This is a genomic window from Streptomyces sp. NPDC060049 (assembly GCF_042736715.1).
Classification (GTDB): domain Bacteria; phylum Actinomycetota; class Actinomycetes; order Streptomycetales; family Streptomycetaceae; genus Streptomyces.
On record NZ_JBHWVV010000007.1, the window covers coordinates 353,183 to 375,136 of the forward strand.

20 protein-coding genes and 2 pseudogenes are annotated in these 21,954 nt (G+C 69.9%); 2 read left to right on the top strand and 20 right to left on the bottom strand.

From position 1 onward, the window contains the following. Positions 1 to 103 precede the first annotated feature (103 nt). The 6 genes and pseudogenes from ACFWBY_RS16105 to ACFWBY_RS16130 all read right to left on the bottom strand — a co-directional run bounded on the left by ACFWBY_RS16105 (position 104) and on the right by ACFWBY_RS16130 (position 7,547). Positions 104 to 670, bottom strand: coding sequence for an NPCBM/NEW2 domain-containing protein (locus ACFWBY_RS16105; protein WP_385335282.1), 567 nt, complete (start codon positions 668 to 670; stop codon positions 104 to 106). 809 nt (positions 671 to 1,479) lie between these two features. Continuing rightward, complete coding sequence (locus ACFWBY_RS16110; RefSeq protein WP_385335280.1) at positions 1,480 to 2,313, bottom strand: PIG-L family deacetylase; 834 nt, start codon at positions 2,311 to 2,313, stop codon at positions 1,480 to 1,482. 255 nt (positions 2,314 to 2,568) lie between these two features. Then, a complete protein-coding gene (locus ACFWBY_RS16115) occupies positions 2,569 to 4,596 on the bottom strand; it encodes a family 43 glycosylhydrolase (protein ID WP_385335278.1) in 2,028 nt (675 codons plus the stop codon). A 27-nt stretch (positions 4,597 to 4,623) separates the two neighbouring features. Next, a complete protein-coding gene (locus ACFWBY_RS16120) occupies positions 4,624 to 6,093 on the bottom strand; it encodes a hypothetical protein (protein ID WP_385335276.1) in 1,470 nt (489 codons plus the stop codon). Between the two features lie 11 nt (positions 6,094 to 6,104). Next, positions 6,105 to 6,536: pseudogene (locus ACFWBY_RS16125) on the bottom strand (M23 family peptidase); the annotation flags it as partial. A gap of 24 nt (positions 6,537 to 6,560) precedes the next feature. Next, positions 6,561 to 7,547, bottom strand: a complete 987-nt coding sequence (locus tag ACFWBY_RS16130; protein WP_385335274.1) for an alpha/beta hydrolase — start codon at positions 7,545 to 7,547, stop codon at positions 6,561 to 6,563. Positions 7,548 to 8,106: 559 nt separating this feature from the next. Between ACFWBY_RS16130 and ACFWBY_RS16135 the strand changes: the two genes are divergently transcribed. Beyond that, positions 8,107 to 9,546, top strand: coding sequence for a hypothetical protein (locus ACFWBY_RS16135; protein WP_385335273.1), 1,440 nt, complete (start codon positions 8,107 to 8,109; stop codon positions 9,544 to 9,546). Positions 9,547 to 9,783: 237 nt separating this feature from the next. On the opposite strand, the gene ACFWBY_RS16140 is transcribed toward ACFWBY_RS16135, so the two are convergent. The 12 genes and pseudogenes from ACFWBY_RS16140 to ACFWBY_RS16195 form a co-directional block, all read right to left on the bottom strand. Continuing rightward, positions 9,784 to 10,899: an alpha/beta hydrolase gene (locus tag ACFWBY_RS16140; protein ID WP_385335271.1), complete on the bottom strand. Its 1,116-nt coding sequence runs from the start codon at positions 10,897 to 10,899 to the stop codon at positions 9,784 to 9,786. Between the two features lie 40 nt (positions 10,900 to 10,939). Further along, complete coding sequence (locus ACFWBY_RS16145) at positions 10,940 to 12,106, bottom strand: serine hydrolase domain-containing protein (RefSeq protein ID WP_385335269.1); 1,167 nt, start codon at positions 12,104 to 12,106, stop codon at positions 10,940 to 10,942. Positions 12,107 to 12,172: 66 nt separating this feature from the next. Continuing rightward, positions 12,173 to 12,643 carry an RICIN domain-containing protein gene (locus ACFWBY_RS16150; RefSeq protein WP_385335267.1) on the bottom strand — a complete coding sequence of 157 codons (471 nt, stop codon included), beginning with the start codon at positions 12,641 to 12,643 and terminating at the stop codon, positions 12,173 to 12,175. Between the two features lie 572 nt (positions 12,644 to 13,215). Next, positions 13,216 to 14,655, bottom strand: coding sequence for a serine/threonine-protein kinase (locus ACFWBY_RS16155; RefSeq protein ID WP_385335265.1), 1,440 nt, complete (start codon positions 14,653 to 14,655; stop codon positions 13,216 to 13,218). Further along, on the bottom strand, positions 14,652 to 15,461 hold the full coding sequence (locus ACFWBY_RS16160; RefSeq protein ID WP_385335263.1) for a serine/threonine protein kinase: 810 nt from the start codon (positions 15,459 to 15,461) through the stop codon (positions 14,652 to 14,654). The genes ACFWBY_RS16155 and ACFWBY_RS16160 overlap by 4 nt, the downstream gene beginning before the upstream one ends. 795 nt (positions 15,462 to 16,256) lie before the next feature. Beyond that, positions 16,257 to 16,529, bottom strand: coding sequence for a hypothetical protein (locus tag ACFWBY_RS16165; protein WP_385335261.1), 273 nt, complete (start codon positions 16,527 to 16,529; stop codon positions 16,257 to 16,259). A gap of 48 nt (positions 16,530 to 16,577) precedes the next feature. After that, positions 16,578 to 16,844 carry a hypothetical protein gene (locus ACFWBY_RS16170; RefSeq protein WP_385335259.1) on the bottom strand — a complete coding sequence of 89 codons (267 nt, stop codon included), beginning with the start codon at positions 16,842 to 16,844 and terminating at the stop codon, positions 16,578 to 16,580. Positions 16,845 to 16,941: 97 nt separating this feature from the next. Then, the gene (locus tag ACFWBY_RS16175) at positions 16,942 to 17,130 is read right to left on the bottom strand and encodes a hypothetical protein (protein ID WP_385335257.1); all 189 of its coding nucleotides are present in this window, start codon (positions 17,128 to 17,130) and stop codon (positions 16,942 to 16,944) included. 5 nt (positions 17,131 to 17,135) lie between these two features. Next, complete coding sequence (locus ACFWBY_RS16180) at positions 17,136 to 17,705, bottom strand: DUF5994 family protein (RefSeq protein ID WP_385335255.1); 570 nt, start codon at positions 17,703 to 17,705, stop codon at positions 17,136 to 17,138. 865 nt (positions 17,706 to 18,570) lie between these two features. Beyond that, positions 18,571 to 18,771 (bottom strand): hypothetical protein, encoded by a 201-nt coding sequence (locus ACFWBY_RS16185; RefSeq protein WP_385335253.1) that lies wholly within the window; start codon positions 18,769 to 18,771, stop codon positions 18,571 to 18,573. Between the two features lie 371 nt (positions 18,772 to 19,142). Further along, a pseudogene (locus ACFWBY_RS16190) lies at positions 19,143 to 19,608 on the bottom strand (HAD-IC family P-type ATPase); the annotation flags it as partial. Further along, positions 19,584 to 19,898, bottom strand: a complete 315-nt coding sequence (locus tag ACFWBY_RS16195) for a MerR family transcriptional regulator (protein ID WP_385335314.1) — start codon at positions 19,896 to 19,898, stop codon at positions 19,584 to 19,586. The gene ACFWBY_RS16195 and the pseudogene ACFWBY_RS16190, both read right to left, overlap by 25 nt. Before the next feature lie 206 nt (positions 19,899 to 20,104). Between ACFWBY_RS16195 and ACFWBY_RS16200 the strand changes: the two genes are divergently transcribed. Continuing rightward, positions 20,105 to 20,497, top strand: a complete 393-nt coding sequence (locus ACFWBY_RS16200) for an ATP-binding protein (protein WP_385335251.1) — start codon at positions 20,105 to 20,107, stop codon at positions 20,495 to 20,497. Between the two features lie 61 nt (positions 20,498 to 20,558). On the opposite strand, the gene ACFWBY_RS16205 is transcribed toward ACFWBY_RS16200, so the two are convergent. Continuing rightward, positions 20,559 to 21,002: a hypothetical protein gene (locus ACFWBY_RS16205; protein WP_385335249.1), complete on the bottom strand. Its 444-nt coding sequence runs from the start codon at positions 21,000 to 21,002 to the stop codon at positions 20,559 to 20,561. Positions 21,003 to 21,312: 310 nt separating this feature from the next. Continuing rightward, positions 21,313 to 21,576, bottom strand: a complete 264-nt coding sequence (locus ACFWBY_RS16210) for a hypothetical protein (protein WP_385335247.1) — start codon at positions 21,574 to 21,576, stop codon at positions 21,313 to 21,315. Between the last annotated feature and the right edge of the window lie 378 nt (positions 21,577 to 21,954).

A 21,954-nucleotide genomic window follows, 5' to 3' on the forward strand; every position in this document is an offset into this window, starting at 1 on the left:
CCCGTCCGGCCCTGTCCCATGACAGGCACCCCTTCCCGCAGCCGGCCATGCACACCGCGGGCGAGCGCCTGACCTTCGGGTGTCCGTCGGGGGCTCGTGCGCGTCAGCCGAGTGTCGGCTGGGCAATCACGAGGGTCGGTCCTGTGGCGTTGTTGCAGTCCGATGCCTGGTAGGTGATTGTCAGTCGGGTGACGCCCGTGACGTCGGCAGTCAGCGCTCTTGGATCGCCGAGGACCGCCTGCGCAGTCGCAAGCGGCCGCCCGTCTCCGATGACGTCCACGGTGACCGGCACGCTCGTCTTCGAGTCGTCTGCGATCCCGACTGTTGCGGTGAGCTTCTTCCAGGAGTTGGCGAGGTTGTAGCCCGTCGAATGCTTGTCGCAGGTTCTTCTCAACAAGGCGTCCGGAAAGGACGTCCCTTTCAGTGAGGTCGCTCCACGCGCGAGCGGGAACACGTTCGGGTCGTCGTTGATCGGGTCCAGCAGTGTGAGGGAGGAGCTCTGCGTCCCGCTTGGCGAGGCAGGCAGCGGCGTGTGCGTACCCTGGGCGCCGCCAGCGGTGACGGTGACCTCGACGGTCGGACCGGCAACGGTCTGGGTCGCCGTGGCGCTGACCGCAGTCGGCGGCCTCACCACGGTCGGCAGGCCGAAGAAGCCAAGGCAGAGTCCCACGACCCCCGTCCCTGCCGAGACCAGTCCGGCAATTTCCCCCCGAGTCCATACATGCCCACGCCGCACTAAACCGCTTTCCGGTCGGCCCATAGAAGACGGCTCCTGCCCGACGGGTCCACCCGGTTCATCAACGCTCATTGTCTTCTTCCCCTCCATAGAAGGCTTGATCGTGCCACTCCCCGCACCCGGCCGGAAGACCGCCCGACGGGCCCGACCCCTCGCCGACTCCGTCCCCAGGACAGTCCGATCCACGCCCCCGCGACAGTCGTCCCGGCGAATGTCGCAGAGCCGCTTCACGCCGAACCGGCGCTGGTGATCGTCAACGAACTGGCAGCTGTTCATCAGAGAGAGCGGCGGTCCAAGTTTGCGAGTAAGCCGCCTAATTGACGCGCCGCCACCGGGCGCTCGCTCCACGCCCATGCCTTGGGCGGGATCTTGGCACCGTCCAGCCCCAGCCGGTCTCGAAGTCCGGGAACGTGGAGCGGGTCTTGGACCGCGCGCGACGTCCTCGATCGCGACGAGCACCGCCAGGCCTCCTCGACCTGGCCCAGGAACTCGGCGGCCGGTTCAGCGACGAGCAGTAGATCGCCGGACAACTCGCCCTGACCGCCCGGTACGCCGACCGCTCCACCAGCTCCACCAGCTCACGCAGCCGCACACTGCCCGACCCGGCGCCCACACCCGCCTCGACCCTGCCTGGGCGCGGGCTGCCGGAGCGGAACCCGCGTGGACGAGCATTCGGATGCGTGATGCGCTCGATCGCGCCCTGCGGCCGATGGGCTTTCCCGGTCCCCGGTCGGACGGGTAGATCAACGCAGTCCGGCGAAGAGATCGTTCTCGGGTACGGCCGCACCGGTGGCGTCCTGGACACGTACGAAGGTCTCCATGCCCATCAACTCGCCGAACCTCTCCTTGCCCATCTTGAGGAAGAAGATGTTCTCGCCCTGACTGGCGTGCGCGGCCAGCGCGTCGAACTTCTGACCGCTGAACGGGGTGGTCTCCACCCACGTGGTGATCTCATCGTCGGGAAGGCCGATCTCGGCCATCGCGGCGGCCTCGGCAGGATCCGGCTCCGGCATGTCCTCAAGGTACTCGCGCATGATCTCACCGAACCGCTGCATCAACGAGCGCGGCATCGTCGTCCAGTACACCTTCGGTGTCAGCTCGGTCATCTCCAGCGCCGCCATCGTGATGCGGTGGGCCTGGATGTGGTCGGGGTGGCCGTAGAAACCATTCTCGTCGTAAGTGACGAGCACATCGGGTCGGTAGTGCCGCATGAGTTCCGCAAGTCGGGCGGCGCCTTCCTCCACCGGGGTCTGCCAGAAGGATCCGGGGGCGTCGTTGCTCGGCCAGCCCATCATCCCGGAGTCGGCATAGTCCAGCAGCTCCACATCACTGACCTTCAGGACCTCGCAGCTCGCCTCCAGTTCTTGACGGCGCATCAGGGCGACGGTCGCCGGATCGTGCCCGGGATCGCCCGGCTTGACACCCCCCGGTCCGTCACCGCAACCGCCGTCGGTACACGTCACGAGAACCGTGCGGATGCCTTCAGCCGCGTACCGCGCGAGGACCCCTCCGGTACCGGTGGCCTCGTCGTCGGGGTGGGCGTGCACTGCCATGAGCGTCAAGGGCCGGTCAGCCATGAAACAGTCCTCCTGGAGAGATACGTCTTGGTCCGAGGACGCGGCGGGGTGCGCCGCGATCCTGGGGCCCGGAACCTGCAGGGCGGACGACCTTGTGGTCTCAGTGCTCCCCGCCCGTGGTTCCGGTCCCTCGGTCGATGCAACCGCGCCGACCGGACCGGCTGTTCCCGACGCGGCCGCTCGGCTTTCCAAGACGCACGCGTTGTGACCCTCGAAGACTCCCGAAGCGGCGGCCTGTGCCCGAACAACGGCCCGTCACAGAGCGCGAGTCCCCGAGCGCAGGGGAGCCACGGCGCGGTCGCCGAAGGAGGTCCAGGGCTGCCAGCCAGCGCCGGGGCGGGCCTGTACCCGCGTACGCACCCGGCCCTCGGTGGTGACCGCGAAGACATGGACCCGCCCGGTCGTGTCCACGGCAGCAGAGGGCGTCGCGGCGAGCACGATGCCTGGTTCGCCGAACTCGCCGACGGGGCCCCAGCCCTCGCCGGGCGCGGTCTGCCGGCGGTGATCGAGCCGGTCACCGCCCGGGGACAGTGCGAACGCTTCGATCCTGCCGTCGGCGCCGGGCACGAGCAGCGGGGCCGCGGCCGACCAGCCGAACAGGGGCAGCCAGTCGTCCCACCCCCCGCTCGGCGCCGACTGGCGGCGATGGAAGGACCCGACACCGGAGGGCCCGATCGCGGCGACGGTGAGCCGGCCGCTGCCGTCGCGCATCACCCGTGGAGCCGCTCCGGCCGCGGTGCCGAACCGGTTCCACGGGGACCAGTCGCCGCCCGGCGCCTGCTGCCACCGGTGCCGGATCTCCGCGCCTCCGCGTTCGAGGGTGAACACCTCCAGACGGCCGTCCGCGTTGACCGCGACGACCGGCGGGGCGCCCGCCGGCCCACCGAATCCGGCTTCCCACGGATCCCAGGTCAGGGACCCGGGCGACCACTGCCGCCGCCGGGAGACGACGCTGCCGTCGGGGCTCGGCGCGAAGACCTCCAGACGCCCGTTGGCGTCGCGGGCGACGGCGGGGGCGGCGCCGGCCGGCCCGCCGAACTCTTCCCACTCGTACCAACCGCCGTCCGGTCGCTGTGCCCGGTGGTGCAGGTTGGCGCCGCCGGGAGCGAGGGAGAACACCTCCAGCCTGCCGTTGGTGTTGTGGCCGAGGGTGGGGACCACGCCGGCCGGCCCACCGAACCGCTCCCACTCCGACCAGGTGCCGGCGTTCGGGTCGAGCTGGATGCGCCGCAACATCGATCGATCACCGGCATCGAGGGCGAACACGGTCAGGCGGCCCTGGACGTCCAGGGCGGCGACCGGGTTGTCCGGGCTCTGCCACGAGGGGGGCGTGGCCCGCCAGTGCAGCGGGGCCAGGTACAGGCCGTGGCGGAACCATCCCGCGGCGCTCGCGTACCACTGGTCCCCGTCGGTGACCGGTTCCACGGCATGACCGGGCACATGGCCGGCGTATCCGTCGGGAGCGAAGTGGAAGGGGTCCCGGGAGGCGAGGACGTCGGTGCCCTCGTACCCTCCACGCGGCCCGATGAACAAGTAGTACCAGCCGTCCCGTTCGACCACGAAGGGCGACTCGGTGACCGAGACGCCGGTGGCTCCGGTGCTCTGGTCGGTGTACGCGATGCCGGGCTCGCTCCAGTGCAGCAGATCTCCGGAGCGTCGGTAGCAGACCAGGTGGCGGCCATCGGAGGCGGAGAGCTCGGTGTAGTACATGACCCACTCGGCGCCGATCCGCACGACCATGGGGTCACGCGCGGCGCGCCCCCGGAAGAGGGGGCCGGAGGGCACGCGGGTCCAGCTGAACAGGTCGGTGGAGGTGGCGAGATTGATGGCGGCGCCGGCGCTGCCTCCCGCGGCGTAGAACATCCAGTACCTGCCGCCGGCCTCGATGACATGCGGGGCCCACAGGTGCTCCTCGCCGTGGTAGCCCGGGTCGACGGTCAGCGCGTCGGCGTGGGTGGTCCAGGGGCCGTACGGGGCGGGCGCGGAGGCGTGCGCGAAGGAGACCTCCGCGGCACTGTCCGGTGCCTCGCCGGGCGCCGCGCTGTCACCGACGATGCTGAACAGGTGCCACCGGCCGTTCGCCCGGATCAGGGTGTGGTCGTTGAGGTAGCGGCGCCGGCCTGGCGTGGAGGGGTCGTAGACGTGGGTGAAGGAACCGGCACGCACCCACTGGGACGCCGGGCCTGGGACGGAGGCCGCGGCTGCGGCACGGCCCGTGAGCGGGAGCGCGAGGGCTCCCGCTCCGGCCGCGCGCAGCAGGTGGCGCCTGCTGAACGGATGCACGAGAAGGCTCCAGAGGAACGTTTGCTGTCAGTTGATCGCCGGTCCGGCGGTGTCCTTGAGCCAGCCCCACTGGGACCAGCTGGAGAAGCCGGTCTGCCAGCGGTGGTAGACCCCGGTGGGATTGGTCCCGAAGACCTCGATCCGGCCGTCGGCGTTGGCCACGGCGGTGATCTCCGTGCCACCCGTACCGAAGGACTCCCACTGGCCGTAAGGGGCGTTCACCCCGGTCTGCCACATGTGCTGGGCATCACTGCCGTTGAGAGCGAACACCTCGACCCGCCCGTCCACAGCGCGCTGACTCGTCAGCTGCGAGTTCGCCAGGCCACCGGTCTCCTGCCAGCCGGACCAGCTGGTCGGGCCGGTCTGGTACCGGTGGAAGACGCCGACGGGCCCGGAGGCGAACACTTCGAGCCGGCCGTCCAAGTTGTGGTCGACGGTCAGGTCATGACCACCGCCACCGAAGTCCTCCCAGGAGGACCAGCCACCGTTCACGGACGTCTGGTACAGATGCTGGAAGACCTCACCGTTGAGGGCGAACACCTCAAGCCGGCCGTCCGGCGCCTTCGCCAGCTCGATACGGCTCTTCCCCGGGCCGCCACCGGTCCCTTCCCAGCCCGACCAGCCACTGTTGGGGGCCGTCTGGAACCGGTGGAACACGTCCTCGGGGCCGGAGGCGAAGACCTCGAGGCGTCCATCGGCACCGGAGCCCACGGCAATGTCACGGCCACCCTCGCCGAAGTCCTCCCAGCCCGACCAGCCACCGGAGGGCTGGTTCTGGTAACGGTGCTGGAGGACCTGGCCGTTGATAGCGAACACCTCGAGCCGGCCGTCGGCGTTCGGCCCGATCGCCAGCTCCGCTCCCTTGGGCCCGGCGATGAACTCCCACGCGGACCAGGCACCGTTGATGTTCTCCTGCCAGGCATGGTGCACACCGTCGGCCCCGGCCGCGAACACCTCGAGACGCCCGTCCGCGGTCCGCGCCGACACCACACGACCCGACTCCGCCGGATACACCAGCGGCGCGGGACCAGGCCCGGGGTGGCCAAGACGGTCCGCGGCGGCGCGCGCCGTGTCCATGTGCCGCTGATGGTGGCCCTGGTTGTAGGTGGACCAAGGGCTCCAGTCCGTGCCCCGGGAGGATATCCGGAAGGCCTCGTTCGCATTGCACTGCGCGTCGTAGGCACAGGCGTCGCTGACTTCGGCGTGCCAGTAGTCGTTGATCTGCCACAGACCACGGTCGGTGGACGGGGGCGTGTTGTTCGTGACGTTGTACGCCTGCGGATTGCAGCTGGACTCCGCCAGGGCGACGGCGACGGCGGTTACCAGGCTCTCGCCCCGGAAGCCCGCGTTGTACCCGACCTCCGCACACAGGTCGCTCGCGGCGGCGGAGGCCGGCTGTGTGGCGCCGACCGTGATTCCCGCCGCCACGCACAGGGAGACGAACGCGGACAGAATGACGCGGTGGGGCGCTCTTCGAGCGCGCTGCGTGGCTCTCATCTGCTTTCTCCTCAGTCGATTGCCGGTCCGGCGGTGTCCTTGAGCCAGCCCCACTGGGACCAGCTGGAGAAGCCGGTCTGCCAGCGGTGGTAGACCCCGGTGGCATTGGTCCCGAAGACCTCGATCCGGCCGTCGGCGTTGGCCACGGCGGTGATCTCCGTGCCACCCGTACCGAAGGACTCCCACTGGCCGTAAGGGGCGTTCACCCCGGTCTGCCACATGTGCTGGGCATCACTGCCGTTGAGAGCGAACACCTCGACCCGCCCGTCCACAGCGCGCTGACTCGTCAGCTGCGAGTTCGCCAGGCCACCGGTCTCCTGCCAGCCGGACCAGCTGGTCGGGCCGGTCTGGTACCGGTGGAAGACGCCGACGGGCCCGGAGGCGAACACTTCGAGCCGGCCGTCCAAGTTGTGGTCGACGGTCAGGTCATGACCACCGCCACCGGGACATCACGCGAGGTTCCCCCGTCACGCCTTGCGCAGGCGGTCGATGACGCCGTTTATGTCGTCCTGCAGCAGATTCCGGCGGACCCAGTGGCCGCCGTCCACCTCATGTTGCTCGTAGGGGATGCCCGCGCGGTCGAGGTGCCACTTGAACTCCCGCTGGGTGGCGAGCACCATGGTCTCGTTGGCGTAACCCTGGATGTCCTGGGGGCTGGTGCCGGCGACCAGGAAGACCCGCTTGTTCCGGTAGCTCTCGACGCGCTCGCACGGGTTGTCCGCGCTGACCCGAGCCTGGTCCCAGAAGGGCACGCCATAGATGCTGCCGCCGCCCAGTTCCACCGCGGCGGAGGAGGCGTTGGCCCAATGGGTCACAAGGTCGCCATTGCCCCCGCGCAGGTTGGCCGGGCCGGAGTGGGCGCTGACCGAGGCGAAGTGGCCGTAGTACTTGGCCGCGTACTTCAGGGCGCCGAAGCCGCCCATGGAGAACCCGGAGACGGCGCGGCCGTCGTACTCGGCGTAGGTGCGGAAGTTGGCGTCGATCCACGGGATCAGCTGCGCTATGTGGAAGTGCTCCCAGTTCCGGGCGCCGACATTGGAGCTCACCGGGTTGGAGTACCAGCCGGCGCGCCCGCCGTCGGGCATCACGACGATGAGGTCCTTCCAGGCGGTCAGGCCCCGGATGTCGTGATGCGCGTCGAAGGTGATGAAGTCCTCCAGGCCACCGTGGAACAGGTAGAGGACGGGGTAGCGGCGCCCGCTGGTGTGGTAGCCGTCGGGGAGCAGCACGTTGACGGCCGGGGTCCAGCCGCCGATGGCGGAGGTCTGGAACCGGTAGTACCACATCCGGTGATCCTGCTCGCCGCGTTCCGTGATGCGCAGGCCGAAGCCGTCGCCGACCGCCGAGGCCGCCGACGCCGACGCGAGAACGCCGCCGGCTCCCAGGGCCACCGCGGCGGTGAGCCCGCCGGCGGACTTGAGGATGCTCCTGCGGGTGGGGTTCTGCGCGGTCAAGGTGACCTCCTGTGGGCGAGCTGGCTGGTGACCCGGCTGCCGTCCCAGCGGCACCGGCGGTTTGGAAGCTAGCGATCCCCGCCCGGGAGGAGTATCCGGAACCTTACGGGCTGACAAAACCGGCTCGCGTCCTCTAGGTCGACGGGCTGACGGGCTGACGGGCTGACGGGCTGACGGGCTGACGGGCTGACGGGCTGACGGGCTGACGGGCTGACGGGCAAAGCGTCGCGGAGCCTTAGCGGGAGGGGCCGCGGGCGTCCATCCGTAGCTCTCCGGATCCCCGGGCCGCGTCCCTCTCGGTTACCTTTCGGCGCGATCACACTGTGACCCGACGCGACCACGGCGGGTCGCCCCCTTCCCGTAAGTGCCTCGTACCGCTACCGACCAGGAGCCCCTTGTGAGCGCACACCATCCCTCCCGCAGAGCGCTTCTCAGAGCCGCCGGTGGACTTTCGGCTGCGATATCCCTCGCAGGCGCAAACGTCCTCGCGACGGGATCCGGGGCCAGTGCCGCCGGAAACGGCATCGGCCTTCGCTCCGCCCAGCGCATCCAGTCGGACGTGGGTGGCCCGATCACCCGCGACGAGATCCTTCTCCGTGCCCAGCACTGGGTGGATCTGAACGTCTACTACAACCAGGACGACTCCCACCCGGACCTGGAAGGCAGGCACTACCGCACCGACTGCTCGGGCTTCGTCTCCATGGCAATGCACTTGTCCTGGTCGCCCAGTACGGTCACCCTGCACGAGTTCCTGGACCTGATCGCCTGGGAGGATCTGAAGCCCGGTGACGCCGTCGGCACTCTCGGGCCGGGAACCGGCGGCGACGCGGGGCATGTCGTGCTGTTCGCCGGCTGGGCCAACCACGAGCACACGCGCTTCTTCACCATGGAGGAGATGGGCGGGGCGGGGTCCGTCAGATATGAGCGGCCGATCAACTACACGACGAGCGGAGGCCTGTTCACCGCCAGTCCGTACCGCTACAAGAGGGTTGCCGAGGCTCCTTCTCACCGCGCCGTCCACCCGGCTGAGACGGGCCGTGTGGTGTCGGCACGGTCGGCCGACGGCCGGCTGGAGACCTTCGCGGCCGGAGCTGACGGGGTGTACCACGCCTGGCAGACCGAGGCGAACGGCGGCTGGTCGGCCTGGCGGCCGCTCGGCGGTCCGCGAAACGCGCAGATGACGATCGTGCCCAACACCGACGGCCGGCTGGAGCTGCTGGCGATCAACGGCGATACGGCCCAGCACATCTACCAGACCAACCCGTCCAGGGACTGGTCCGGCTGGCAGGGATTCGGCACCGGTGGTCGGTATATCGCCGCCGGAACGAATGCCGACGGCCGTATCGAGGTCTTTGCTTCCGGCCCGAAGGGCGTGTACCACAGATACCAGACCGCACCGAACGCCGGCTGGGCGGACTGGGAATTCACCGGTGGTGGTCCCGTCGACACCCGTCTGGAAATGGAGAAGTCCCCCGACGGGCGCCTTGAGGTATTCGCTCTCAACGGCACGGTTTTCGAGCACCAGTACCAGCTCGCCCCCAACGGTGGTTGGTCCCCATGGGAACATTTCGGAGGGGGCGGCCACGATCTGACGGTGGACCACAATGCCGACGGGCGACTTGAGGTGTTCGCCTCCGGACCGGAGGGAATCTTCCACCGATACCAGGAAAGCCCAGCCTCCTGGTCAGGCTGGGTAAGAACCGGCGGCCCGGCCAACTCGAAGCTCACCAGCGAGCGCGCCGCCGACGGCCGGGTGGAGGTCTTCGCGATCAGCAATGAGATCGCCGTCCACGCCTGGCAGACCGGGATCAACGCCCCCTTCAGCGACTGGGCCACCATCGGCACCGGCGGCACGGACATCACCGCCGCCACCAACGCCGACGGCCGCATCGAGGTCTTCGGGACCAGCCATGCGGGCGTCTACCACACCTGGCAGACCGGCTTCTCCGACTGGGCCCAGTGGGCGTGGCTCAACGGCTCCGGCCCCGCGATCAACTGACAGTGGTGGGCGGCGGGGCCGGGGCATCGCCTGGAGCTCCGGCCCCGCACACTTCGCTTCACAAGGTGGTGTCGCCGGTGCCGGAGGCGTTGGCAGACCGCTGATTCGTCGTGGACGGGGGGGGGTTTGAGGGGGAGCAGGTTTCGGGGCGGGCGCGACCTCGAGCCTCCTCACCGGAACCCGCTGGTGCGGGCCCGGTGAGGAGGGGACGCTTGGGGTGGGGATGCGTGGGGTGCTTCAGCCGGCCTCGACGAACTCGTTCGCTAGGCGGGGGATGTAGTCGGCGAGGGCCGGGGCCCAGCAGCCGTAGGTGTGGTCACCGTTGCAGGTGGGCGACAGGCCGGAGCCGTTGCCGTAGTTGACGAGGCGGTTCGGGATGCCCAGTTGGTGCAGGCGGTTCGCGACGTTGGTGGAAGCGACCGCCGTCTTGCCGTCGATCAGGCCCTGGTTGCCGGTGTAGAGGGTGACCCCGGTGTGGGCGAGCTTACCCAGGTTGGCGAGCGAGGCGGGGTTGACCTCGTTCCAGGTCCGGTCGTTGAAGATCGCGTAGGGCGATCCGAAGATCGCGTCGCTGTCCACCACGGGCCCGTAGCCGGTGCAGTCACCGGTACCCGAGGTGGTCGAGGCGCACCAGGCGCCGGTCAGGTTGAGCTCCGTGGCCAGTACGGCGGCCCGGACCTCCCACAGGCCGAAGTCGATGCCCCCGGACAGGGAGGCGACGCGCCCGAACAGGTCGGGGCGGGCCTGGGCGTAGTGCAGGGCCCCGAAGCCGCCCATGGACAGGCCGACGATCGCGCGGTGGCCGCGGTCGGGCACGGTCCGCAGATTGGCGTCGATGAAGGGGACCACCTGCTGGAGGTGGAAGGTCTCCCAGTTGGCGGCGCCCTCGGCGGTGTTCTGCATGCGCCAGTTCGCGTACCAGCCCTTCAGACCGCCGTCCGGTACGACGGTGATCATCCGGTCGTCCCGCAGAGCCGGGGCCGCGGCGGCGTCGTTCACGGTGCCGCCGCCGCCGTGCAGGAAGTACGTCACCGGCCAGCGCTTGCCCGGCTCGGTGTAGTAGCCGCTCGGCAGGAAGACGCGTACCTTGTGTCGGCCGGAGAGCTGCGGCGTGGTGACGGTGAGGGTGAAATCGGTCTCGGAACGCACCTCGGTGGCCCCGGCGACCTGGGTCAAACCCTGCCCGTCGGCGAAGGCCGGGATCGAGGGGGCGGTGGCGTCGGCGTCAGCCGCCGCGGAGCCGGTGAGGGCGGTCGCCGCGACCGTCGCCGCGGCGGCGGCGGTCAGCGCGGTGGCCCGTATCGCGGCGCGGAAGCCGGCCCCGCCGGTGAGCAGGGATCGCACGGTGGTCATCTCCTCTGTGAGGCCGGTCTTGTGCGGGTCAGGACCAGGGTCAGGACGGCGTCTCGCACAGGGCGCTGGTCAGGGTCTTGTGCATCTGAGCGCCCGGGATGTTCGTGGCGAGATGCGCGTTGGTCATGACGGAGGCGTGCCGGCCGTCCTTGGTGACGAGCGTCTGCGAGTAGTAGCCGGGGACGGCTCCGTCGTGTCCCCAGGCCGAGCCGCCGCAGGGCAGGGGGATCTTCAGCATCCCGAGGCCGTAGCCGTTCCCCGAGCCGGGCTGCCCGAGCTCGAAGGTCTTCTCCATCTCGGCGAGGTTCGCGGGCGAGAGCGCCGTGCCGTCGACGATCGCCTGGTAGAAGGCAGTCATGTCCCCAAGCGTGGAGATGACGGCGCCGGAGGCGTAGAAGGTGGACGGTTCGAACGCCGTCCCGTCCAGCCAGAAGAAGAACGTGCCGACCCTGGTCCCCCGGTAGCCGTGGATAGCCGGGTTCGGCACGGCGCGGTCCCTGGGGGCGGGGAAGCGGGTGTGGGTCAGGCCGAGCGGCTGGATCACCTGCTGGGTGACGGCCTGGTGCACGGGCAGGCCGGTGATCTTCTCGATCAGCATGCCGAGGATCTCGTAGTTGGTGTTCGAGTAGCGGAAGGCGGTGCCCGGCTGGGAGGCCGGGGCGAAGCGCAGTCCGTCCTTCACCAGGGCCGCGAGCGTGTACGAGCCGTCCGGGCTGGCCTGCGCGAGCGGGAGGCCGTTCTCCGGGATGCCGGTGGTGTGCTGGAGGAGGTGCCGGACGGTGATCCGGTTCCCGTCGTAGCCGTTCACGGAGACCACGCCGGGCAGGTGCCGCTCGATGGGGTCGTCGAGGCCGATCCCCTTCGCCTCCGCGAGCTTCAGTACGGCGACGGCGGTGAAAGTCTTCGACTGGCTCCCGACGCGGTAGTACTCGTCGGGGCCGATCGGATCGTTGGTGTTGATGGTGGCTGTGCCGGTGGAGAGGTTCCACGAGGCGTCGCGGGTCCCCGCGTACACGCCCGCCCCGGGACCGCCGCCCGCCTTGAGTTCGTTCAGGGCCGCCAGGGTGGCGGCGTGGTCCGCGGTCGCCTGGGCTGGGGTCTGCGTCTGTGCCTGCGCCTGTGCGGCCGTGGGCACCACCAGGAGTGCACCGGCCACACCGAGCACCAGCGAGAACCGTAGCGGGGTCAGCTTCAGCTTCATCTTCATCGAACCTGCTCCTCGTGGGTGGAGACGTCTACCGGAAGGGAGTTGCTTCGCCGTGCGCCATCGGGCTCAGGACCAGCTCTGGAACGGAAGGCTGTTGCACGCCCAGGTACGGAAACCCTGGGAGCTGTCGTCGATGCAGCGCGAGGTGTGCTGGTTCTGGAAGCGGACGGTGCCGTCGCCCCAGACCGTGACCCACCAGCTCTGCTCCGGGCTGGAGTTGCAGACCGCGGTGCGGAAGCCGCTGTTGGTGTCCTCGATGCAGCGGCGGGTGTGCACGTTCATCAACTGGCGCGTCTTGTCACCCCACACGTGCACGCTCCACTGCTGCGGATTCGAGCCGTTGCAGTCCCAGGTGCGGAAGCCGTTGTCGGTGTCGTCCATGCACCGGCCCGTGGCCTGGTTCTGGAAGGACTGGACGGCGTCGTTCGTCCTCGCCTGGCCGGCGGAGCCGGAGGTGGCGGCCATGGCGCTGGTCGCCGGGGCGAGGGAGGCGAGGGCGAGGGCCCCGCCGAGCAGAAGCGTTCGCGTGACGCGCATGTGATCCGTCGTCTCCTCGTGTCCGTGGGCTGGTTGGGCCACAAACTAGGAGTCGAGGGAGGGTGCAGGGCACCCGGAACTATCCGGAGTGACAGCTGCGTTCAGCGGTTGCGGGGTGTGACTTTCACCGGTATCGGGGTAGCTGAGGAATACAGGTTCCTCGAACCAGCGAACGGACGGCACCTGCGGTCCGAGGCGAGGTGAATCTTGCTGGTCAGGCCGCCCCGGGACGTGCCGAGCAGGGCTTGCTTCAGGCGGAGTTCGCGTCTGCGCCGGCGCTCTGCCTGTCCGTTCTGTTCCTCCGGTCCGCCCGTTACCGTTTTCGTGGCCTTGCAATGAGGCTCCCGGCCTTCGGCCCCGGTATGACTCTTCGCCCCGGTCGAGATGATCGAAAAGGTGGTGCCGCCGGTGCCGGAGGCATTGGCAGACCGCTGATTGGAAGCACGAGCGTCCTCGGGCAGTCTCTTCGTATGCGTTCGACCGGCTCCGGCGCTCGTGCGCCACGGCCCGGGAGGGAAGGTAAGTCCGGAGTGCACTCGGTCAGGCTTGCGCGACGGTCCCGGCCGGGGGCGTCAGCGCCCGGTCGCGGGGTGCGGGCACTCCTTCAGCGCCGGGCGGTCCTTCGTGCGGACGGCGGGGAGCCACGCGGTGGGGGGTGTGGAGCCGGGAGGGAGGCGGACGTGGAACCAGCGGGTGGACTGCAGGTCCGCCTCGTCGATGATGGCCCGGCCGTCGGACACCTGGCAGTCGACGGCGAGGACGTCGCCGTGCCACACCCGGGACGGTACGACGTTGTCCGCGGTGTACTGCTGCATCGGGTCGATCGCCAGGCCCAGACTGCACTGCGGGTCCCGGTCGGCCCGCTCCTGGCACCCCTTCTCCGCGTTGAACACCCGGATCGTGCCGGCCGTCGCGCCCTCCAGGCCGTCCGGTGCGGAGGAGCGCGCCCGCGCCGCGTCCGACCACAGGGTCGTACCGGCGATCCCGCAGAGCGCGGTGGTGAGGATCGCGGCGCGGGCCCGGCCCCACAGCCGTCCCGTGCCCCTCCCGCGCGCCTCCAGTTCGGCCGTGATGCGGGCGAGCAGGCTCTCCGCAGTGTGCTGGGCACGCGCCGCGTGGGTCGGGGCGAGGCAGTCGGCGGCCAGTGCGCGCCAGAACGGCGGCACGGCCTGGTCCATGCGCAGTGGCGCACGCCCTTCTCCGTACTCCTGGACGGCGGCGCCCCGTGCCATGGGCGTGGCGCCGGAGAACGGGGAGGCGCCGGAACCGAACACCTCGTGGATGATGATGCCCAGGGCCCAGATGTCGGCACTGGGCCGGACCTTCACGCCCAGTTCCCCGAGGGGTGCGCGCCAGCGCTCGGGCGGAAGGTAGTCCAAGGTGCCCATGGGGGGCGCGTACCCGTACGTTCCCGTCATCTGGGTGGCAAGCCCGAAGTCCGAGAGCTTCACGGAGCGGTCGCCGTCCAGCAGAACGTTCTCCGGCTTGAGATCGGCGTGGACCCAGCCCGACCGGTGGAGGTGGGCGAGTCCCTCGCAGATCCCCGCGATCAGCCGGGCGCGGTCGGCCTCGGCCACCCCCGCGTCGAGGAGTTCCCGCAGGCTGCCCGCGGCCCGCTCCATGACCAGCACGATCGCGCCGTCCAGGGCAGGGCGGTCCGGTGCCTCGAGGACGAAGGAGTCCAGGAGGCGGATCAGCCGTGCGTGCCCGCCCCTGCGGCCCAGTTCGACCTCCCGGCGGGCGGACTCCACGATCCTGCGCGTCTGGCGCGGAGCATACCCGGCGGTCGGCATTATTTTGAGCGCGACGTCTGCTGGTGCCGCGGCCCGGTGCGCGGGGGGCCGGCCGGTCTTGTCCGGGGACCTGTTGGCGGGCCGTGCGGCGTAGACCGTGGACCAGCCTCCGGCCCCGATCAGGTCGGTGATCATCCAGCCCTGCACCCGGTGGCCGGGCAGGAGCAGATCCGTGCCGTCGCATTCCGTGATGTCGCGCAGGGCGTGGGGCGTCGTCATCGCGCGGTCTGCCGCTCCCGCCCGCCGGCCCCCGTCAGGGGCGGCAGCAGCGTCAGGTGCTCCTCTCGCACGAGCCCGAACCGCAGCGCGAGCCCGACGATCTCCTCCCGCTTGCCGTTGCGGCGGTCGCCCTTGCCGGGTTCGCGCGGGTCCGAGGCGCCGATGCGCAGTTTCTCCTCGGCGAGGTAGTCGATGTGCGAGCTGACCGCACGCGCGGTCAGGGTGGCGCAGGCGGCGTGGCCCTTGAGCCGTTCGACGATCTGGGGGGTCGTGGGAACCGCGACGCGGGACTGGTCGCGCAGGCGCGGTTCGCAGAGTGCGACGAGGACGAGGAAGTACGTGGCCGTTTCGTCCAGCGAGTACGCGGTGACCGTGAGGCGGCCCCAGGGGGCGCCCATGGCTTCCGGGTCCAGGTAGATGTGGTCGGGTGCGAACACCTGGAAGGAGACGGGGACGTCGCTGCGCGTGGGCAGCACGACGCGTGAGAACTCGAACGGGACCGGCGCCCCTACCCGGCGGGGCGGAACCCGCAGGTACTCCCCGGCGCCCTCCGGGTTCTCGACGAGGTAGCTGTGGGTGGTGCTGTGATTCGTCAACTGCCAGTGGTCATCGGCCACACGGATCTCTCCGGCGAGCCGGGAGATCGCCGCGTCGGCGAGGCGGAGCTCTACGGGGCTCGTCGCGGAGCCGCGTCCGAAGCGGGCGACCTCGCCCGGTCCGAGGCGTAACGTCACGGCGTCGCCGTACGGCTCGCCGCCGTCGGCGCCACTACACCCTTGCGGCAGATGGACGACTACGCCGCTCACCGATCCCCCCGTTCCACGCGTCGTGTCGGACCGACGAGTGGAACAATACTCATCTCTCGGAGAAGTTCATCGGCGCACTTCAGCCACTTCGGGCGGAGCGGCCCGCCGAGGTCGGACGGCCCACACCGGCTGCCCCGGGAGGCTCCCGGGGCCCCTGGGCGGGAGGCTCGCCGGCCTCCTCCGCGCGGCCGGCGCCGCTGTGTCCCGGGTCACCCCGACTCTGCGGCGGAGGTAGCGGTTTGGGGTTGTTTTCGACTCTCTGCCGAGCTGATCGGGGGAAGGTTTCGTGCCGCGGCGGGCGAGGACGGCGTATCGGCGCCGTGGGCGCCCGCGCGGGATCCGCCCTCAAGCCCCGGTCGGGGACGTCCGGTCCGGGACCTGCCGGGGTGGGGAAGGTCACCGTGCCCCCGGGGGTCGCGGCACCGAGAAACGGCCCTTTCACCCCTTTCACTTGGCGCGATCCGCACTCCGGACTCAGAGTGCGGGCCTGCCCGATGCGACGGGTGCGACCCTCCGGTCGCCGAAGGCAGTCCACGGCCGCCGGCCGCCGCTCGGCTGGGCCTGGACGCGGGTGCGCATCCGGCCTTCGATGGTGACGGCGAAGACGTGCGTGCGTCCCCGATTACGGCACGCTCCGTGCGGCTCTCGGCAGCGCACATCCCTTCGCTGGCACTCCGGCAATGCCGGAACCCGCTTCCTGGTACGCCACCGCCCAGGGGCTTTCCACCACCGCCCCCGCGCTGCTCCTGGCCGCCTCCGAGCAGCCGTACGCGCACACCACCATTGCAAGGGCCTTCAGCCGTGCTCCTCCTCCTCGGACTCCATGCGCCGGATTCCCTGGTGGGTGAGGGTGACCATCGCCGGGGTGTTGCCGGGTTCCCAGTCGACGGTGATCAGTCCTTCGCCCGCCAGGTAGGTGCAGGCGGCGGCGAGGTCCTGTTCCGGTACGTGGAGGTCGCGCCGCAGCTGTGCTCCGGTGATGCCGAGGAGGCGGTTGCCTTCGACGGCTTCGTACAGGACCCGGAGCACCTGATCGCGGTAGGTCTTGCGTTCGCGCAGTGTGGCCATGACCGCGTCCTTTCGTGTGTGGGGTGGGCTGCGGGAACGTTGGGGCTCTCAGATCTCGTCGGAGTGTGCGCCGGTGCCGGCGGGGGTCCTACTGGCGGCCAGCCACGAGCGGGCGGGGCCGGCGGGTGTGGCCGTGTCCACGGTCAGGTGCAGGCGGGTGTTGCCGTCGAGGGCGGGGTAGCTGCGCTGTTCCGTGCCCGCGAAGCAGTGGCGAAGCGCCTCCGCGACCGCGCGGGCGGCTTCGGGCGTGTGCGCGATGATCCGTACCTCGGCGTGCCCTGGCGACGGCAGCGTCTGGGTCTCGATGTACTTCACGTAGGCGTGTTCCCTTTCGGAGTGGACGAGAAGCCGACGGGTGGGGGCGCCGTGGCGCCCCGCCCGCTGCCCCCCGTCGGAGGAAGGTCTCTGTTCCTTACCGGTCGGCACCTGTGCGGTGGGCTCGACGACCGGTGTCGTCCGGCAGGTCGGGAGGCCTCGGCAGGGGGTCGCTGAAGCGGTAGGCCTCGATCCGTGCGCCGTGCTGAGCATTGAGCAGGTGGATCAGGCGCATTCCGATGACGATCACGAGGATGGTCACCGCGATGAGGACGATGGTCTCCATGTCGCTCACCTCCAGCCGTTTCCGGGCAGGGTGCGTCGGTCCATCCGGCCCCCGAAGGGGGACATGCCTGCCCCTCCTTCGCTCTCCCAGCCGGCTTCCTGGCGCTGGGTGTCGCGGATGCCTCGCCCGATGGCGGCTTCGTTGGCCATCAGGACGCCTGCGGTGAGGGCGCTCCCCGGTATCGCGGCGGCGGACATCAGGCGGGCCGCGGCTGCGGGTGCGGTCTCGGGCGGGATGACGAGGAGGTCCCAGCGGCCGACGGTGTAGGAAAGCAGGATCAGCTTGTCGGGGTCCTGTTCCGTGAACCAGCCCACGTGCACCACGTGCCCGTGCGTGGGCACGGTGTGCGGTACGACGGGCCAGCGGGTGGGGTTCACGGTGACGCGGGTGACGCGCCCCCAGGGTTCCTCCAGCGCGGCGGCGAGGGCGGGGAGCTCGACTTCCAGGTCGCGGGAGCGGGGCCACCAGGCGCCGTCCAGCAGACCGGCGAGCGCGGTCTTCGGGGTGAGGGACAAGCGGGCCGGGAGCTTTGCGGCGAGGTCGCGGGGCGCGGTCCGGTCAAGGGTGGTGGTCATGATGCGGACCTGCCCCCGGACTGCCGATCGGCAGTCCGGATTTAGGCGATCGCCGGAAACGACACCCGCGTGAAAGCCGGCGTGCGAAGTACTTCCGGTGCCTTCACTGTACGCCCGTTCGATGACTTATAGCCGATTTGACCAGGCATTTTCCCGCGCAGACGCCGTGGAGAGCGGTGGTGCGGACGCCGGGAGTACCGTGAAGCGACGGCGGGCTCGCGTACGTCGAAGGTCGGCACCGGTGCCGACCTTCGTTGAGGCACGGCCGCACCCCGTAGACGGGCGGACCCACATGACTGGCTCCGACACGCCCCACACACACCCGCTGCTCCTGCCGGATGCGATCCACCGGGCGATCAAACCGGGCACGGCGCTGCTGCGGCTGGAGACGACGTGGTCCCGGGAGGGGCTCCTGGACGGTGCGTGGTGGCCGGTGCGTGGTGGCCGCGCACGAGCCCGGACGGTACCCGGAGTTTCGTCGAGGAAGTCATCAAGGTGTACGTCGGCCCAGAACCGTCGCCAAATGACCACGCGCTGACCTGCCGAGGCCGTGAGCACCGTCGCGATACGAGCCGTTCGGGTGCCGAGTCGGCTGCCCCGATGCAAGCCGGACCCGCCGACGAGTGGGTCTGTGACCACGCGCGGACGCCACTGAGCCTTCGGACGATGTGTTCAGGGGCTCAGCCGCCGAACGCCGGAGCGGACGACCTGTGTCGTTGATCGAGCTTCAGCCCCTGCCTGTCATGGGCAGACCCTTGCCGGGCGGTATGCGCCAAAGCCCGGCCTGGGTGATTGCGAACCGGCGGCCGGGCCCTGGGAGTGCGCGAGCGTTGTTCTCGTCAGAAGTTCTCGTCAGAAGTTCTCGTCAGAGGTTCTCGTCGTGCAGGTCCTCTTCGCGCAGCAGGTCGTCCTCACGGCGGCGCGAGCTCTCCTTCTGGCCCTGCTTCTGTCCCTGCTCGCGGGATGACTTGCCGGGCTGGGGGTGAGCGGGGTCCCCGGAGCGATGGTGCTCCTGCGCCTCGCTGCCCTTGCCCGGCTCCTTGGGCTTGTCCTGCGTACCGCCCATGACGGCGACTCCTCTTGATGCGTGGGGTACGGATTCCTCTCGTATGACGCTGACACGCACCGTTACGGTCTGCATCATTTGGACTGCGAAGCGAGGCGCGCGGGTGACGCCGTCCCCGATGTGGCGGCGTCGGAAGGCGGGCCGGCCGTTCAGTGCCGAGAATGGGCGCGATTCCCCTGCGGCCGCGCAAGGAGGCGATTGTGCTCCGCCGTGGGGCAAGTGGTGCACCAAGAGCCTCCGAGCAGGGCGTTCCTGCGAGTTGGGGCACGCGGAGGGCACAGCCGGGTCGGGGAGGTCTAGACAACGATGAAGCCTCAGGTCGCTGACCTGGGGCTTTACTATGGAGCGGATGACGGGAATCGAACCCGCGCTATAAGCTTGGTGGGGTTGGAGTCGAGGTCAACCATGTTCCCGGCTTCCTTGGCAGCCGAGGTGCCGGTGTTCATGGCCACGCCTACGTCGGCCCTGGGCGAGAGCGGGCGCGTCGTTCGTTGTGTCGCCGGTCATCGCGACGAGCTTGCCGCCCTCCTACTCCCGTTTGATGAGGGCGAGCTTGTCCTCGGGGGTGGCTTCCGCGAGGTACTCGTCGACGCCGGCCTCGGAGGCGATGGCACAGGCCGTCAGCTCGTTGTCACCGGTCACCATGACCGTACGGATTCCCATGGCGCGCAGCTCCGCGAACCGCTCTCGGATGCCCTCCTCGACGACGTCCTTGAGGTGGATGATCCCGCTGACATGCGGGCCGTCCCAGTCGTGGACCGCCACCAGCAGCGGGGTCCCGCTGGATTGGGACACCGCGGCCGACCAGTCGGTCACCTCCGCCGGCACGGTCCCGCCACGGGCCACCCTGTGCAACCGTGCTCGGCGTTGACGCGCTGCGCTTGCGCAAGCCGGACTTCGAGCGTCACGGTCCGGCAGGCCGCATCGATGGGCGTGCCGCCGTCGACGAGCTCCCGGGCTCGGGCGGCGAGCCGCAGCCGGTAGCGGGAGTAGCGGCGGTGTCCGCCCGCGGAGCGGGGCGGGGCGATGAGGCCGGCGTCTCCGATGGCGCGGAGGAAACCCTGGGTGGTGTCGAGCATGTCTGCGGTACTGCTCGTGACCTCACCCAAGCGCCACGCTTTCGGCAGCCAGCCCCGTCGCCCATCCTGCGTCTGCTCTGGCTTAGAACCCCACTGCCGAACCTCCCGGTGCGCGCGCCCGCAGCCGACGCCTTCACCGAGGTACTGCTCTACTCACTTCACTGCTGGGTACTGCCTGCACTACTGGTACTGCGTACTGCACCTACGGGTACCGCGAGTACTGCTGGGGCACAACGACGGACCCGGAGCGCGCGATGACCACGATGAGCCCCGACCGCACAGCCCTCCACTCCCTGACCGCCGTTGCCGGAGCACGCGAGACCGCGCGGGCGTTCCTGGAAATCCTCGGGCACCCGGCGATCGCCCCGGAAGTCGCCGACAGCGTGGTCCTGGTGGTCTCCGAGCTCGTGACCAATGCGCTGCACCACGGCGGCGGCATCTATGCCCTGCGCCTGGCCGCCCACCCCGGCACGATCGAGGTCGCCGTCGACGATCTCAGCCCCGACCCGCCGCGCATGCGCATCCCCGACCTGCGGGATGGGACCGGCGGATTCGGCTGGCACATGGTCAACGACCTGTCCCTTGCCACCGTCGTCACGCCCAGGCCCGAAGGCGGCAAGACCGTACGCGCCCTCCTCCCCCGCTAGGGCGGCGGGTGGCCGGCGCTCGAAAAGTCACTTCTCCCCCAACCACCGGGTGCTCTGGTGACTAGCGCGGATCGCTGTGCCCGCCGAGCCATTTGGCGCGCCGGTGACCCGTGGTCGGGGCCGCGGTGGTGGGATGATCGTCGCCGAGGGCTTGGGTGGTTTGCGCGCGGGCGGCGGCGCGCTGCTCGACGAGCTCCTCACGTTCGCGGTCCATGACGGCGCTCTCCCGCTTCGAGGTGAGGGGATCTCCCTGGCGGGCGAGGCGGCTGTGTCGAGAGGCCCGGCGGGCCGCCGTCAGGATGAGGGCCAGACCCAGGACGGCGGCCGCGCCGATAGCAATGCCGTAGAGGAACAGGGCGCCGGTCGAGCTGGTGACGTGGTAGCCGAAGAGAGAAAAGTCGTTGGTGAGCTCGTGGGCACTGCCGAGATTCGCCATGACCCCAGCCACGGCGAGGATCAGGGCGGCGATCAGGATGACGAGGCCGAGGATGAGGATGAGGATCATGGTGGAGCGCTCCCTGCTCCGCACTGCCGCGTGCGAATGAGCTGCGGTCGGCGGAAGCCCGCCGGCCCAGACGCGTCTACCCGAAGGCAGCCGGGCCAAGCAATCCCGGCCCACCGCGCGCCCCAGCCGAGGGCCTACGGCGATGAGCGCGGGTCCGATCAACCGGGTGCCTCTGCGTCGGATCTTGGTCCAGGCGCGATCGCGGGATCCCGGCCGGTAGCGCGGGTTCACGGCTTTTACGACCAGGCCTCGGCGCCGGAGACGTCCGTCCAAACCTCCGGCCACTCCCGGGCCTTGGCCGGGTCGGTGGTCATGGGGCACAGCGTCCAAGGGCCGTCAGGGTGCGGGCCGCGAACATGACCTCCAGCCGTCGGCGGCGCTCGACGTAGGGCAGGGCCAGCAGCTCTACGCCGTCGACCTGCAGGGCGTCGAAGGCGATGAAGAACGCCGGGCTCTTCGCGGCGAGCGCGGTGATGGTGCGGCCGCGGGCGGCGGTGCGGCACTGGAGGGCTCGAAGGACAGCCGACCGACTGCGGTCTCCCAGACCACGAGCTCGCCGTCGAGAACCAGGCACTTGAGCAATTGCCGGGCGACCGCGACCAGGTCGGGGAACCGGTCGAAGTGCCGCCACGCCCGTTCCCGTGGATTCGCGAGATCGCCTGACTGGCGGTACAGCTCCGTGTGCGGCGGTTGCATTTATCTGGGCAGGTGTGCGGTCCTGCCCCTTGTGAGTTAATCGAGGCCTGCCCATTCGGGGGTTATGTCGGATGATCAACAATGTGAGTCTGATTATTTTCAGCGCCATTTCATCCATGGAATGTGTTTGTATTAATCCCCCTCCGCGCCTTACCCGTTGTTGGTGCGTGAAATTTCCTGCGTAATATGCGACAGCGACACACGGGCTTCCCGGGCGAACGGTACGTCCCGGTACGCCACGCCCCCACAGGAAATG